The organism is Photobacterium ganghwense, assembly GCF_017329545.1.
Lineage (GTDB): Bacteria > Pseudomonadota > Gammaproteobacteria > Enterobacterales > Vibrionaceae > Photobacterium > Photobacterium ganghwense.
This window is the reverse complement of the sequence record NZ_CP071326.1, coordinates 805618-820663: the sequence shown is the minus strand read 5'-3', so window position 1 is coordinate 820663 and position 15046 is coordinate 805618. Positions and strand designations below refer to the sequence as shown.

18 protein-coding genes are annotated in these 15046 nt (G+C 46.4%); all 18 read right to left on the bottom strand.

The genetic code is table 11. The features are described from left to right. Positions 1 to 779: 779 nt before the first annotated feature. The 18 genes from FH974_RS19670 to FH974_RS19585 all read right to left on the bottom strand — a co-directional run bounded on the left by FH974_RS19670 (position 780) and on the right by FH974_RS19585 (position 15045). Complete coding sequence (locus FH974_RS19670; RefSeq protein ID WP_047884375.1) at positions 780 to 1016, bottom strand: hypothetical protein; 237 nt, start codon at positions 1014 to 1016, stop codon at positions 780 to 782. 130 nt (positions 1017 to 1146) lie between these two features. Next, positions 1147 to 1416: a hypothetical protein gene (locus FH974_RS19665; protein WP_207104116.1), complete on the bottom strand. Its 270-nt coding sequence runs from the start codon at positions 1414 to 1416 to the stop codon at positions 1147 to 1149. A gap of 113 nt (positions 1417 to 1529) precedes the next feature. Continuing rightward, positions 1530 to 2246: an RNase H family protein gene (locus FH974_RS19660; protein ID WP_084712500.1), complete on the bottom strand. Its 717-nt coding sequence runs from the start codon at positions 2244 to 2246 to the stop codon at positions 1530 to 1532. Positions 2247 to 2749: 503 nt separating this feature from the next. Further along, positions 2750 to 3181, bottom strand: a complete 432-nt coding sequence (locus FH974_RS19655) for a hypothetical protein (protein ID WP_207104115.1) — start codon at positions 3179 to 3181, stop codon at positions 2750 to 2752. A 12-nt stretch (positions 3182 to 3193) separates the two neighbouring features. Then, positions 3194 to 3538, bottom strand: a complete 345-nt coding sequence (locus tag FH974_RS19650; RefSeq protein WP_047884378.1) for a hypothetical protein — start codon at positions 3536 to 3538, stop codon at positions 3194 to 3196. 19 nt (positions 3539 to 3557) lie between these two features. Continuing rightward, positions 3558 to 4265: an N-6 DNA methylase gene (locus tag FH974_RS19645; RefSeq protein ID WP_207104114.1), complete on the bottom strand. Its 708-nt coding sequence runs from the start codon at positions 4263 to 4265 to the stop codon at positions 3558 to 3560. Positions 4266 to 4328: 63 nt separating this feature from the next. Beyond that, positions 4329 to 5126 (bottom strand): hypothetical protein, encoded by a 798-nt coding sequence (locus FH974_RS19640; protein WP_207104113.1) that lies wholly within the window; start codon positions 5124 to 5126, stop codon positions 4329 to 4331. A 293-nt stretch (positions 5127 to 5419) separates the two neighbouring features. Continuing rightward, positions 5420 to 6004: a hypothetical protein gene (locus FH974_RS19635; protein WP_207104112.1), complete on the bottom strand. Its 585-nt coding sequence runs from the start codon at positions 6002 to 6004 to the stop codon at positions 5420 to 5422. A gap of 182 nt (positions 6005 to 6186) precedes the next feature. After that, positions 6187 to 6762, bottom strand: coding sequence for a 3'-5' exonuclease (locus FH974_RS19630; protein ID WP_047884382.1), 576 nt, complete (start codon positions 6760 to 6762; stop codon positions 6187 to 6189). Beyond that, a complete protein-coding gene (locus FH974_RS19625; RefSeq protein ID WP_146149685.1) occupies positions 6759 to 7208 on the bottom strand; it encodes a hypothetical protein in 450 nt (149 codons plus the stop codon). The genes FH974_RS19630 and FH974_RS19625 overlap by 4 nt, the downstream gene beginning before the upstream one ends. Before the next feature lie 64 nt (positions 7209 to 7272). Then, positions 7273 to 7911, bottom strand: coding sequence for an AAA family ATPase (locus FH974_RS19620; RefSeq protein ID WP_207104111.1), 639 nt, complete (start codon positions 7909 to 7911; stop codon positions 7273 to 7275). Next, on the bottom strand, positions 7896 to 8393 hold the full coding sequence (locus tag FH974_RS19615; RefSeq protein ID WP_207104110.1) for a dihydrofolate reductase: 498 nt from the start codon (positions 8391 to 8393) through the stop codon (positions 7896 to 7898). The genes FH974_RS19620 and FH974_RS19615 overlap by 16 nt, the downstream gene beginning before the upstream one ends. Beyond that, the gene (locus FH974_RS19610; protein WP_207104109.1) at positions 8386 to 8826 is read right to left on the bottom strand and encodes a phosphatase domain-containing protein; all 441 of its coding nucleotides are present in this window, start codon (positions 8824 to 8826) and stop codon (positions 8386 to 8388) included. Before FH974_RS19610 ends, FH974_RS19615 begins: the two co-directional genes overlap by 8 nt. A 13-nt stretch (positions 8827 to 8839) precedes the next feature. Then, positions 8840 to 9901 carry a thymidylate synthase gene (locus tag FH974_RS19605; protein ID WP_207104108.1) on the bottom strand — a complete coding sequence of 354 codons (1062 nt, stop codon included), beginning with the start codon at positions 9899 to 9901 and terminating at the stop codon, positions 8840 to 8842. A 224-nt stretch (positions 9902 to 10125) separates the two neighbouring features. Further along, positions 10126 to 10854 carry a nucleoside triphosphate pyrophosphohydrolase family protein gene (locus tag FH974_RS19600; RefSeq protein ID WP_207104107.1) on the bottom strand — a complete coding sequence of 243 codons (729 nt, stop codon included), beginning with the start codon at positions 10852 to 10854 and terminating at the stop codon, positions 10126 to 10128. 18 nt (positions 10855 to 10872) lie between these two features. Next, positions 10873 to 11979 carry a class Ia ribonucleoside-diphosphate reductase subunit beta gene (gene nrdB, locus FH974_RS19595; protein WP_207104106.1) on the bottom strand — a complete coding sequence of 369 codons (1107 nt, stop codon included), beginning with the start codon at positions 11977 to 11979 and terminating at the stop codon, positions 10873 to 10875. A 92-nt stretch (positions 11980 to 12071) separates the two neighbouring features. Continuing rightward, on the bottom strand, positions 12072 to 14333 hold the full coding sequence (gene nrdA / locus FH974_RS19590; RefSeq protein WP_207104105.1) for a class 1a ribonucleoside-diphosphate reductase subunit alpha: 2262 nt from the start codon (positions 14331 to 14333) through the stop codon (positions 12072 to 12074). 142 nt (positions 14334 to 14475) lie between these two features. Next, positions 14476 to 15045 carry a RuvC family protein gene (locus tag FH974_RS19585; protein ID WP_047884388.1) on the bottom strand — a complete coding sequence of 190 codons (570 nt, stop codon included), beginning with the start codon at positions 15043 to 15045 and terminating at the stop codon, positions 14476 to 14478. Between the last annotated feature and the right edge of the window lies 1 nt (position 15046).

Here is a 15046-nt window from a genome sequence, read left to right as displayed (position 1 = left end):
CACTCCTGCTTATCTACGGACTATTGCTCTCTAATGGGATTTGGTATCCGCGATTCTCTTCTCTACTGCTTTCCCTTTATAGAGCGTTGAGAGTGATGTTCTATGGCTGAGTCCTTGTGTTTACTGGCGGGAGAAGCGATTAGAGCTTTCTTACTTGAAGCTGTATAGCGTGTTGGGCTTATGTGGTTTGTTTAGCTTATTAGTCTTGGTGATGTTGTTTAATGGGTGGGTATTTGGGGATGGCTTCCCGCTGGTAAGATCTTGCGGTTTTCCGAATCGTTTAATGGATTACGTGTTTAGGGGTTGAGTTGTTTTTTTTGTTTTATTCGGTTCTGTTTGGGTGGTTTTGGGCGATATAAGAATTGGGGTCAGGGGTTAATCAAAAAGTAAGTATTTTTTCTTATTTTTTATTGATAACTCTTTGAGTAGGTTTGATTCTGACTCTCTTTGGTAAAAAAAAAGATAAGAAATTGATATTAAAGGCTTTTTGTGTTTATGAGATAGTTTTGCTACATACTTATATCTTTGACTGGTGTGGGTATAGGTTTTTGACCGTAAATTGCAAACATTTGACCGGTTTTAATTACCTTCCACTTGGCTCACTCCAAAAGGCTTGGCATTTGGTGCTGAACGATAGTTATTTGATTGGCTGTCCGGTAAGTAAAGCAAAGCCTCGCTGTGTGCGAGGCTAAAATGTTTATGTTGCTCGCTCTGCAACAAGACTTCGGGGCTGCTCTACACCGGTCCCGAAGCCTCCACCTGGCTATACTCCGCAACCTTTACTGAGCGTCACGATTGGCAATTCGCTGGTATAGCTCTTTGTTCTGGCTGCGCAGTCGGAACACCTCGTTAATCAGGTGGCCGATGCACTCACTTGTCATCTGCTCACTCTTGATGCCCTTCTGGATCATCCAGTTGTAGAAGTTGTATGCCCCGTCTCTAGTTTCTAAGTTCGAGTCGATCCGGCTCAAAAAGTCAGTATCAATCAGGGCAATTACGTTGGTAGGTTTTGCCATTGCTCGTTTCCTTTGCAGTTGCTCGTTTCAATACGCAGATATTAAATAAACGCCATAGGCACGCCAGATAGGAAAAAGGGCTACCAAATGGCAGCCCAATTCCGTTTCAGAGTAAGACCATCGAACGCAATTATTCGGTTACTTCTTCAATCTCAACAGCTTGCTCGGATTCAGTTTCAGTAGGAGTTTCCGGCTGCTCCTGAACCAGCACGCCAAGGTCATGAAGCAGGCCAAGATCAACTTGGTTCTCAACGCCATTCGAGCTACGAACCAAGAACTTGTCTGCGCCTTTTTGGCCGGCAACATTGGCTGCAATCAAAGCCGCCTGAACAGGGTTCTCAGCCTGAACTCGAATAGGTGACAACTGCACCTCAAAAACAGGCAGTGTTTTATCAGTCATTACAGGGCTATCCATGTCGTTTGCTCTCATACCGTTCGGGAAGATAGCGGCTTTTTAAAAAGTAAGTCAACACTTATTTTAAGTAAGCAATGACTTACCTTTTGAATGCAAAACTACTTGGAGTTGTCTTCAGCCAACTCCTTAGCAATCCGCAGGTAGCCAAGTGTATCCGCGCAGGTTGGCTCGCTCACTTCGTGATAACGGAAGCAGTGTAATGTCGCGTAGGCATTCTTCCATAAGGCTTGGAACTTAACTTCATCCCCTGCTTTGGTCTTCCAGCCATTGCGTTTCCAGTTAGGCACCCAATGTCTAAAACCATTTTGCATGGCCGTTGATGAGGTGAAGATCATCGCCTGCTCCAGCTCACACTCGTTGAAAATCTTCATCGCGGCAATAATCGCGTATAGACCAGCCTGAATCTCGCCAGAAAAGGTGCCAGGCATTTTGAACTTGTAGTAAAGCTCTGCGCCGTTGTAGATGCAAAATGCCGTTGTCGTATTACCAACTGACGGCGTTACCACTTCCAAGGCTGCACAGACTGTCGATTTGTCGAACTCCGCAAGTCCTTTCACATGCTCAATCATCTTGTTCATGTCTGTGAACAGAGGGTGCTCGCTGTATCCGCTTCTGAGCGCTTTTGGTGGTAACTTGGTGCTGTGGTGGCTCTCTATGGCTTTAATCACTTCTAAATCGCGCAGGGAAGCGAATTTCGCCACGTCCGATATTAACTTTCCCCAATCCTCGCTGACTGGGTGGGTGGACGGAAAGGATTTCCGGATCAGATCGTCAATTCGCTTTACATAATCAGGCATTCCGGACTTATTCATCATAACCCTCACTTGTTGCTAGTGCTTAGTTAGATTTTGACTCCGCAGACAAGGCATCCAAGCAAATTGTCGATCACCCCTTTTATATAAATTAAAAGGAATAAATATATTATTTATGGAAACGCGGTTTTTATTCAGTGTTAGGTAGTTCCGGATATTGAAATCTATCTCGGAAAATAGGCTCTTGCAGAGCCTAGTTTCCTGAGATAACTCCGTAACTCCTTCACGATTACCTTCGGACAAAAAACCTAGCTTCCAATATATAAATATTCTTTTAATTATTTATATAGGGAAGAACCTTGCGGATTACCCTGCCGCTCCCTCCAAATAGTAACCTAGCGCTTACTTAATTCAATAGGAAATAGTTCCGGACTTGCCTCTTCTCCAAAACGCTCTCAGACGATTCGGGACACTGTAGCTGTGGGTTGGCTTGGGTAAATACGAAAAAAGCGCCCCTGAGTGATTCTGGGCGCTTTTCTGGGGGGGTGTAGTCTGTTTTTGTGCTCTTACGCTGCTTGCTTGAGAACGTCGTTTACAGAGGCCACGAGTAACTTGAACCCTTCGCGGTTATGGGCGAATTTTGCAATCTCACGGCGATGCTCAAGGTTGAGAGGTGTGTCCTTTTCGCCGTAGAACGGAAGGCCGTTTTCAAGCTCATAGGCAAAGAGCTTTCTCAAATACCCAAGCACACTGTAGGTAATGTGGCCTCGGTTCTTGGCACTTGTGCCGTTAAACACAAAGTTGATTAATTCGCCATCTTCCCAATGAACCTCTACGTCATGCTTGTCGTAGCCTACTTTCGGCAAGGTTGGTGCTTGTCGCAGCATCCAGTTCGTCGAATCGAGAATGGCGGATGGCTTGTCAAAAATTTCAGGCTTGTTGCACAGTTTGAACTCGCCCTCCAAGCGAGTAATGATGATTTTGGTTACAGCAATCACTTAAGTCACCGATTACTTATACACACAGAAAAAAATATATTCGCTATGCCCCTTGGTATCAGCCACCGCTTTTACACCCAAAGGTAATTCCCACTCATACCGAAAGCCGCGTATGTCCTCTTCTCGACGTTCATTGAGAACTCGGTTGATCGTGCTGATCGCCAACGAAAGATCCTGTCCCCAAATAAGGCGCTGAATCAACTTGCCCTCTTCCGATTCCGTATTGCCATACAGTCCGGCGCGATGCTGGGAAAACTCAACATTATATTTGCCATCGGTAAAAACGATATTCATGCGAGCGCCAAACCACGCTTTGCTTCTTTCCGGCGCAACTATTCCCCATTGAATACAACTCATACCACGAACTTCCTTAATATTAAGCACAAGCAAATGATGGCATTTCTACAAAGGCATTCAATTCCTCTGTAGTAGACCGAATCGGCACTGCAGTAATGTGATACAAAAGCTCATGTTCGACTGTCAGCGCATTCCCGCAGTAGACGATGATCTCGCGTAATGATTTGGTCGGAGACAACACTTCAACGGTTTTCAATAGCTGGATGGTTGCACAGTAAACCGCGCATCTGTCGATATCGTTAATAGTGAGTCGCAGTTTATCCAGCCCAGCCTGTCCATATTTCTCAAATAGCGTTTCCACGACAGCAAGTGCCATAGAACCAGCCCCTACGCACGGCTCAAGAACAGAGAATCCGTCCGGATAGTTGTCCAATTTGAGATCATGAAACTGCATTTGCGCTATTGCCTTGCTGACAGAGTAAGGCGTGTAGAACGCACCAAGGTTTTTGCTATGGCCTGCCAAGTTCAGCTCACACATAACCCGCCCCAGCAAATCAATACCTGGATAACTTTCAACGAACCCGAAAAACAGCTTTTCTGCCTCAACTGCCTTTGTCGCTTCGTGATCTCCCCAACTCAAGTGGTCACGGCAATTGTCACCCCCGATGAAACCGTTGAGCATGGCCTTTACCCAATCCTCAAAAGCATTGGACTGTGACAGCCGGATATCAAACATCAAACGTGAAATCTTTTCCGCTACTGACTGAGCCTGAATAACCGAATACATATTTTCTCCCCCAAACCAACACACTATTTCCGGAGCGCCACCAAGGGCGCTCGCTAACTCCTATCAACCAATGAATTTTGCCGACAGTGGGTTTTCTCGATTTAGAGTGATGGATTTGCCGTCCTTGGTTGCCATTCCAATAGCAGGCAGTAGCGCCATCATCTGTCCAGCCTGAGAGCCAGCAGTTCCCACCGTGTATGGCTTCTCTGGATTGCTCATTAGGTAAGTCCGTAAGTCACCCGAAGTTGCGCTACCGTTTTTCACCAGGTATTCCAAGCAAAGACGGGTGTAGATGGAAAGCTCAGCCTCATCATTCGCCCAAGCCAGAATGTTCTTCGCCTTGTCCTTCACTTTTTTCGGCAGTGCATTGAGCATCAGAGCAAATTCTTCTTTGGCGATACCCACAGCCTCAAAGGCAGCGTCAGATTTGTCGGCAACGTATTCCTCAGCCGTCTTACCGCCAGTCGCTACACGCTTGCGCTTTGGCTTTGGCTTTGGCTTTGGCTTTGCTTCACCTTCTACAAACTCATCATCTTGTTTAGACGCAACAGCCTCTACATCTTGTTGATGTTGAGCCTCTTTAGCTAATTGGGCTGCCAACTCACCGTCAGATAGCTTGCCGATATCCTTAGAACTTTCATTCAGCTCATCCAGCATTTTATCAAGGTATGAAAGCGAGTCATCTTCATTGTCTGCAGCCGCAACGGGCTCTTCGATCTTTTGCTCTTCGACCTCCGGCATATCCAATTCGCCAAGTAGCATGTCGAGATCATCAATGTCGCAGGCATTCTTGTCGGCAGATGTCTTTTCAAGCGCGTCTAGATCATCAGCGGAAATGCTCAGGTTGTTGAGATCTGCCATTAGCGCGTCCAGTTCGTCTAAGTCAGAAATTGGGTTGCTTGTTACTTGTGTCATTTGCTTATTCCTTTTTCCGAGTTCGATAAATCGTCTATCTTTTCGATGGAATTATTTTCGCATTTGCGAATAGGTATAAAAGGATTTGGCAAGGTATTAGATTGTCGGATATATGAATAACAACAATTGCCTAACAAAAAGAAAAGGATAAATTAAAAAAATATTGCACACAAATGGAGGAAAAAGGTGAGAAGTTAATGACAATTATCATAGAATACATACTATGAGTGCGATTTTAATTAATTTAACAAGACTAAAACCAATAAAATCACAATTAATAAAAGTGACCATAATGGATGTGTGGACACATACTGCCATACTCTTTTTTTGCGCGTTAATTTATATCTAAGAGGCTTAAATTTATCCAAAGAATATTTTTTGAACTCAAATTTTAGTGCTTCGATTTCTTTTCTGTCTGCATACGTGCTTTCCGTATACTTTAATTTTGAGTAAACAGCATGTAATTGTCGTCGCAAGAGTTCTAATCTGCAATCAGCTATAACCAAGTCATTAGATTTCAGTTCACCTTCTCCAATAAAATCATAGCCTTGAACGGTATTATAAGTTCCATCCCCAACCTTAACGCTCTCATCCGTAGCTATGCCGTCACAAGTTACTAACTCATCAATTAATATGTTCTTTTCAAGACAGTTCACTCGTGAGATTAGCTTGTCATCAACTAATTCTTGTCTAAGTGCGCGATCAAAAGGACGAATTACTCCGCTATTACTCCCTTTGGAAACACGGAAAAATTCACCTTCCATTGTTCGGCCTTTCCATGAGAATGTCACATAAGCATCAGGTTTGATTTTAAAATTATCCATATGCACATTTAAATAGCTGACCATCAGAATTTTGATTAGAAGCAATTCCTATCGAAGTCAAATTGAACGACTTATGTCTGTGTAAATTATAGCTTTATGAGAACTAGTGCGTAGGAGGATGCAAAAGCCACCCTCCACAAATCAATTGAATACGTAATAGCAGGACATTCCTAGTCCTCACCTCACACTACTTTATTGGACTCTACTATCAAATCAGGTATCTGAAACAGATTGTATTTTTCTCTAGCGTAGAAGAAGCAATCTATCATCAGCTCGGTATCATATAGAGCGCTATGAGCCTTCTCTGTATCATAGTCAAAGCCACAAGCATAGGCCAGTTCGCCCAGACGAGGAATTTTGCCGTCCTCACAAGCCCAACGCCCTTCTTGCATTGTATCGAACTGATAAACCTCCGGCAGTTTCAGACCGGCACGCTTAAACTCCGCATCCAAGAACGGGAAGTCAAACTCAATACCGTTGTGACCAACAAGAACCGAGCACTTAGACAGGATTCGATGAATGCGATCAGCCTGGTCTTCCCACAACGGACAGCCATGTAAGTCGGCCAGCGAAATGCCATGAACAGCCTGCGCCTTAGCATCAATGGAACGACGCGGATTGAACCGCTGCTCAAAACCACCAAGACGCTCCCCCGTCATTAAGTCACGAATGCTTACGGCAATTTCAATTACACGGTGATCGCTCTTATCCAGACCTGTAGTTTCAATATCCAGACCACCGACCAAAATACGACTCATACCTCTTTACTCCACCCACTTTTCAGCAACTTGCTCAGTGTCTCGGCTGTAGCTCTGAAAGCATCCGTTTCTGCATCAAAGAAACTGCTCTTGTCAGTAAAACTGCCACCAACGACACCTTTCAACACCAAGCGCTTAGGGTTGCACTCGTCAATGTCCAGCGAAAGCATATTGCTGTCTTTTCTTAGCAGAACGGGGAACAAGCGACGTGCGCCATTCTCTTGCTGAGTGCCAGCTTCTCGCAGAGCAGCCTCAATCAGTTTTGATAAGTCATCGTTTACTAAACCCATAGCCACATCATGAACGACCGCAATACGCTCTCTGGCCTGAGCGGGTGAAATTCTTTTGCCGTCACGCTTTGTCAGGATGTCGATTAGCGTGTCGTTTACTTTGCGGTTCAGCTCTTCTTCTACAGACAAATACTCGTCACACATAATAATACTCACATCAATTGCCTCTGCTTGGTGCTGTTTACATTCATTCTGCACCAAGCAGTTAGGCAGAAAAGACTCAGTGAAGGGTTTTAGACTCGGCGCTCGCGTAGCAGGCTTTGTGCGTCACGCCGGTTGTAAACTTATCCAGAACTCGAAGGCGATCTTCAAGCTCTGTCAGGAACAGAGGAATAACGCCGCAGCGCACAGACTTGCCCTCTTTCGACACCCCTACTTTGGAAAGCAGGTAGTAGCTGGATGAGGTAATGCGCTCCTGAGCAACGAAGTTAATCAAGCCTCGGTCGGTTCGCCTGATATCTTCTTCGGTCAGCTCAATACCTGGTTGTATCAAAACAAGGCTGTCGAACAGTTGCTCTGCTGCCTCCAAGCACTCGAAAACATGCTGCTCCAATCGCTCACATTGCTCCGGCGTTGCATCGTAAGGCGCAATCGCAATTGAGTAAGCGGCAATATCAATCGGTGTCCGGTCAGCAATCATTTCAGGGTTGTTTTCCAACTGCTCAACCAAGTAGTCAAGCATATCGCGCTGGATATCAAGGCGCGTATCAAAGTCCATTTCAGAACGAACCTCTAAGCCACGAACCTTAAACAAGTTACTTAGAGAGGTTTCAACGAAAGGCGTTTTCCATCGGGCAGAAAATGCTTTTGCCAGTGTTGTTTTTCCAGTGCCTTGAGCACCAATTAAACCGATTCGCATTGGTCTTCCTTTGAATACTTGCGGATAGCAAAGCCAAACTGATTACGCTCATTTGCCTCATGCTCTTCAAGCGTCTCAACCCTGCATAGAGACTTGTCAAAGCAAGGGAAAAACGTATCGCAATCAAGCTCCGCATCCACCTCTGTCAGATATATTTGCGAAGCATAAGGCAGGAATTGAGCGTAAATCTCGCTTCCGCCAATTACCCACACATCAAATTCATTCGACAGGTCAATAACCGGCTGGATTTCACCCGTCGCCCACACGTCAGGTTTATGCCAGTTGCCATCACGAGTCAGGACGATATTGGTTCGATTAGGGAGTGGACGGCCAATTGAGTCAAAGGTCTTCCGCCCCATGACAACAATTGAGCCGGAGGTCATTCGCTTAAAGAAAGCCATGTCGTCGGAAAGTTTAAAGGGAAGCGCATTCTGCTTCCCAATTCCATAGGCACGATCGGCTGCAGCAATCAGTTTAAGCATTGAGTTCACCAATAATCAGGACGGTAGGCTTATGGGGATGTGACAGCCAAGCTCGGGCGGTCTTCTGGAAAGGCTCTATGACAAATTCCAGCGTTGCTCCGGTGCTTTTCAGAAAGGCGTTAATCAAGTCCATTTTGAATTTGTCATTGGGCTTGCGGTTGTCAGCAGCTCTTAGCAGCAAGTGGTGGTAGGAAACGCCATTTTCCATCAGCCACTCAACAGTCTCGTCTCTAACCGCATTAGAGCGACCAGATAACAAAACAACGACGTAACCTTGCAATGCCAGTCCATTCAGAACCGCGATTAGAGAGCGAACAGGCGCGTCATCACGACACGCCTTGTTGTAACGTTCCCAATCTTTCTTGTGCAACAGATAATCGCGGTGTTTTGTGTTGGCGATACCACCATCTAAATCACAAACTACAACTTTCATCTGCCCCTCTCTATCAGACCGCTACAGGGAACTTGATAAACGGGTGATGCTTGTAGCCTTCAATCACAACCTCTTCGAAAGCGAAATCGTCAATTTCCCAATAGTGCTCAGGGAATAGGACGACAGGATCATTGTCGCCAATCGGCTCACGCGCCATTTGTGTTTCATAACCCTCGAAGTGATCGCTGTAGATATGAACATCACCGCCAAAGTGCGTGAATTCCACAGCCATGTGATCAGTAATTTGGGCGATAAAGTGAGTCAGAATCGCGTATCCCGAGATATTGAATGGCATTCCGACCATCACATCAACTGAGCGCTGATACAAGCCAGAGAACAAGCCACGACGCGGGATCTTGAATTCATCCATCGCTTCATGGGTTGCAAACTCATAGCGCCCCTGCAAGTGGGAATTTACATACTCAACGAACTCGGCGTAGTTCGACTCATAGCCATACTTCAAGTGGGTCAGACCAATGTTGTAGCCGTGGATTGAACGGTCTTCCTCCGGCAACACCTTGCTACAAACTTGGAAGGTCATATGGCATGGTGGCAGCTTCATGTCTCGCAGTTTACCGACGTTCCAGGCTGTCAAAATGATTCGACGGGCATCCGGCGTATTGCGAAGCGTATTAACCATATCCTGTAGCTGATCGACAAAGCGCTGCACCACTACCCGCTCATCGCCGAGAACGCCCACAACCTGATAGCCAATTTTCTCCAGCTCCGGAACCTCTTCGGCAGCAACAACGCGGGTGTCTTCCCACTTACGCCACTGACAACCATAAACGGGTCCCAGTTCGAGATTTTCGTCAGCCCAAGCATCCCAAATGTGAACGCCGTTATCCTGCAAGAATTTAATATTGCTTTCGCCGCGCAGATACCACTCCAGCTCTACACGCACCGCACGTTCATTGACTTTTTTCATGGACAGTAGCGGCACACGTAGACCACTCAGGTCATACTTGGACATTTGGAACGGCAGAGACACAGTTCCGGTATTTGTGCGGTCATCTGATTTGAAACCACAGTTAAAGGTGGCTTTTGCTATCTCGTTATAGGCGTAATCTGCCATGTAATTATCCTATTAAAAAAAATGCCAGCCTAAGAAAGTCGGCTGGCACTTACTGTTACGAAACATAAAGCAATTGATTCCAAGGCAATTATAAGTCACAGCTTACTTACCTTTCAACGCCTTTTTACAGTGCTGAGAGACCTGCGGCCATCACTGCGTAAGGAATTGATAGAATGACAAATGCAGTTAACTTCCACGTCATAACGCTACTTCCCTTTCACAGTTTACGCGCTTAGCGCCTCTCTCAATACACCAGAGACGTAACCGCCAAGTTTCACTTCGTTATACGTCGGACACTTGAGGATTTTATTATCCGAAAGACGGTATCCAACATACTCGTCGCGATTCAAACAAGGGCGGAATGCAATGTCTCCATAACGCTCAGTGTCACTACCAGCCAACTCAAGGCGCATTTCGGCATCTGCCGGCCATAGCTTTGACATATTAGAGGCGTGGATATCCTCCATCACGCTCTTGTGGTCGATCTTCCCCCATGTCATCACGGCTTCAATGACTTTAATCAGCACTCCACAGCCAATCAGGAAACGGTCTGCCAAGGTCTGAACGTCGCAAGTAAGTTTGACGCCCTTCGATAGCACTTCGCAGTTTGATAAAGCGACAACTACCACCATATCAAGATCGGCACGAAGTGTATTCCGGATAGCCTTCGTGAGGATATAACTTGTATTTGCACCAACGTGACTTTCTAGGCTCAGCCAGCTCGACTTCATCGCTGTGATTGATCCTGCTGCCACATAAACTAAGTCTCCTAGCGCGTCGATCACGCCCTCTTCGTCGCCCGACTCGATGGCTTCCTTTAGCTCTTTTGCCTCCTCCAGAACAAGATTGTGTCGAGTATGCAAAAGCCCAAGTGTCGGCGCTGCCGCAATTGGGTCGCCAAATACATCATGAAATTCGTGCGTAATCTCTAATGCCTGCTCGTATAAAGACATTTTCATTCCCTTGTGTAATTAAAGTTCCATTTCAGCTAGTGCGCCGACATCAATAGACGCATCAATCTGACCAACAAGGTAGCTGGACATTTCAACCTCTTGTGGAGCAACCTGCACATTAGAAGACAACAGCCAGTTATCCATCCAAGGCAGAGGATCGCTTGTCACTTCCGGATACAGCGGCTTTGACACACCCAAGCGAACCATAGAGACGTTTGTTCGGTATTTAACATATGCCTTTAGGATTTCAGCGTTCAGACCAATCATAGTGCCATTACGGAAAAGGTGTTCCGCCCACTCCATTTCCTGTCCAGAAACCTCTCGCATCGTATCCCATAGGAATTGCTCTTGGGATGCCGCAATAGCTTGCCAATCCGCACCTTCACGACCAATACGCATGAATCGAATCATTTCCTGAGTGCCGTGGCAATGCAGAGCCTCATCACGGGCAATCAGACGCATGATCTTCGTATTTGACTCAAGCAGACCATTACGCTCACCAAAAGCAAATGTGCAGGCAAAGCTCACGTAGAAGCGGATAGCTTCAAGCGCATTCAGCACAATCAGCGCGCGATAAATCTGAGTAGCCAGTTCGTTCTTAGGCACATCACCGTTAGCCTGGTGGCGACAAACCAAGTCATACAGCTTGTCGTATTCCCGTGTAATCGACTCAGCACGTTTGATAATCGCCTCATCAATGATGATCTTATCGAACACTTCTTGAGGCTGACTAAACAGACCTCGAACAATATGAGTATAGCTACGGCTATGGATAGTCTCACTAAACGCCCATGTCTCAACCCATGTCTCAAGCTCAGGCAGACTTACAATAGGCAGCAGAGTGATATTCACGCCACGAGCCTGAACGCTATCAAGCAGAGTTTGATATTTTAGGTTCGAAATGAAGATCTCGCGCTCATGCTCCGGCAAAGCCCAGAACTGAGCGTAGTCCTTATCCATCGCCACCTCTTCAGGACGCCAGAAAAATGATAGCTGTCGCTCAATCAGGCGCTCGAATAGCGTGTATTTCTGCTCATCGTAACGAGCGATATTCACTGGCTCACCCAAAAACATTGGCTCAAGTTTTGCGTCGAACTGTTTGCGGTTAAACGTTGTATAAGTCACTGTTTGTTTCTCTTGTTACTTGTTGTTTCGATAGCGCCATTTTGACGCAGTGAAATAGGAAAAATATGGGAATTGCTCCCCACCCTAATCAATTAAATTTTGCAGCCGCCATCGCAATCACTGTCTTCACTGCCATCAGAGTCCACTTCACCAGCACCATCACGGGTGTTGTGGTAGTAAAGCGTCTTGATGCCAAGACGGTATGCAGTTAGCAGGTCGCGTAGAAGTTGTTGCATCGGGACAGCACCACCAAATGCACGAGGGTCATAGTTGGTGTTAGCCGAGATAGCCTGATCCACGAACTTCTGAATAACGGCAACAATTTCCAGATAGCCTTTGTTGCTTGGCATTTCCCACAGCAGCTCGTATTGCCAAGATAGGCTCGCAACATCCGGAACTACCTGCTTAATCATGCCGTCCTTGCTTGATTTCACAGACACAAGGCCACGAGGCGGCTCGATACCGTTTGTCGCATTCGAAATCTGGGAAGACGTTTCAGATGGCATCAGAGCCGTCAGCGCTGAGTTGCGCAGACCATGTGCTTTGATTTCACCGCGCAGCCATTCCCAATCAAGTTTCAGCTCATGGCTACAAATTGAATCAACCGCTTTGGCATAGTGGTCAATCGGCAGTAAGCCTTTCGCATACTTGGTTTCTTCAAACCACTCACACTTGCCTTTCGTCTTAGCAAGCTCGTTTGATGCTTTCAGCAAATAGAACTGAATTGCCTCAAAGGTTTCATGAACCAGTGGCAGGCCAGAGCCGTCAGAGTAGCGACGACCGTTCTTAGCCAAGTAGTAAGCCAAGTTAACGACACCAACACCTAGCGAACGACGCGCCTTCGTGCCAATCTCTGCGGCTTTAACCGGATAGTTCTGGTAGTCGAACAGGTTATCCAGAGCAGCAACTAGCAGGTATGACAGACGCTCAAGACGCTTCAGGTCACTTAGCGCACCAAGGTTGAATGCCGCCAGTGTGCAAAGCGCAATTTCGCCTTCCTCATCGAAAATATGATTCAGAGGCTTAGTTGGCAGCGTAATCTCTTGGCATAGGTTGGACTGCTTAACAGGCGCAACAGCAGGGTCAAATGAACTGTGTGTGTTGCAGTGGTCGATGTTGAAGATATACAGACGACCGGTTCCCGCACGCTCTTGCATGATCAGAGAGAACAGGTTGGTTGCGGAGATAGTCTTCTTACGGATAGACGGGTCTTGCTCGTATTTCTCGTATAGCTCCACAAATTTCGCTTGGTCGCGGCTGAACGCATCCAGCAGGTCAGGCACATCACCTGGGCTAAACAGAGTAATGTCTGCACCTTTAATCAGACGCTCGTAGAACAGGCGAGAGATAGCCACTGAGTAGTCAACGTGACGAACACGGTTGTCCTCAGTGCCTCGGTTGTTTTTCAGAACAACCAGATCTTCGATCTCAAGATGCCAAATTGGATAGGTGATAGTCGCAGCACCGCCACGCACCCCACCCTGAGAGCATGACTTCACCGCAGCTTGGAACATTTTATAGAACGGGATGCAGCCAGTATGGAACGCTTCACCATTGCGGATTTTCGAGCCAAGCGCACGTATGTTGCTTGCGCCAATGCCAATCCCTGCACGCTGAGAAACGTATTTAACAATCGCTGATGTTGTGGCGTTAATAGAGTCCAGACTGTCCCCTGACTCAATAACAACGCATGAGCTGTATTGGCGAGTCGGCGTGCGAACACCCGCCATAATTGGAGTTGGCAGTGAGATCTCAAAGGTAGAAACCGCATCGTAGAACTCTTTCACTATACCCATGCGGTCATATTTCCAGTCTTGGAACAGACACATTGAGATAAGCATGTAAGCCTGCTGCGGAGCCTCGTAAAGCTCTTTTGTTACACGGTTTTGAATCAGATATTTACTTTCAAGCTGGCTTACCGCCGCATACTGAAACAGATCATCACGCTCAGGCTTGATGTAAGCGCCAAGTTCAGCAATTTCTTCCGCCGTCCACTTCTGCTGGATTTCGGCGTCATAGATACCTTTCGCAGATAGATTGCGAACATGGGCGGAAAAATCAGGGTAATCATACTGACCAAACGCCAGCTTGCGGATGAGATAAAGAGCCAGCTTAGCCGCCACAATCGCATACTCAGGGTTTAGCTGGTTGATTTTATCAGCCGCAGCTTTAATCAGAGCTTTGTGGATGTCGTCAGTCTTCATTCCATCGCTCAGACTGATTTTCGCCGCCATAGCAATCGCCGATACCGAGACTTTGCTCTCGTATCCTTGGCAGGCGAACTTGATTACTGCATTGATTTTTTCAGAGTCGAACGGCTGCTTAGAGCCATCGCGTTTTGTAACTGTAAGCATGTTGTCTGTTATCCCTTATAACTCCGAACGGGATAATAAGTCATAGCTTACTTATCGTAAATAACCAAACCACCATATTTTGCCTTTCAGGTGACTTGGTTTACAAGATGTGCTTCTTTTGAGGGGGTTGATAAGCTACAGCTTATGCAACTTTGATGAAGTTTTTGAGGCTATCAACTAACTGTCTGAACTGGTCTTCTTGCAGACCGACATAAATCGCGGCAATGGCATCAGCCAAATGCTCATTCTTTCCAAGCACAATGGTTTCGCCTTTACGCTTCTGAGTTAACCAAGGGGCTTCCGGATGCCTTTCCATAGCCCACTCGATAACCTCTTGTTTGGACGTTGTCAGTTTACCACCAACCAATTTCTTAATCTGGTTAGGCGTAATCTGGATAAGAGGCTTGTCGATAGAGGCCAAAATCCCAAGGCATACACCGTAGTTGGTTTGTCCACGGCTGGATTGACTGCCAACCGGCAACTCTGCAAATACCACCGATGCCTGCTGAATATGGTGCTTGGAAGCGCGAACAATCTCGGTAGCACGGCGGAGATCATCGGAGTTTTGACGAACCTGCTTATTCGATCCTTTCTTTGTCTCAGTCAAGATCATATCTCGGATCTCAACCTTGCCCGTTTCAATGTCATAAACACCCTTAACCAAGCCAAAATTGCTCATCGAAGGGTCAAGTCCAATAATATCTAACTTCATA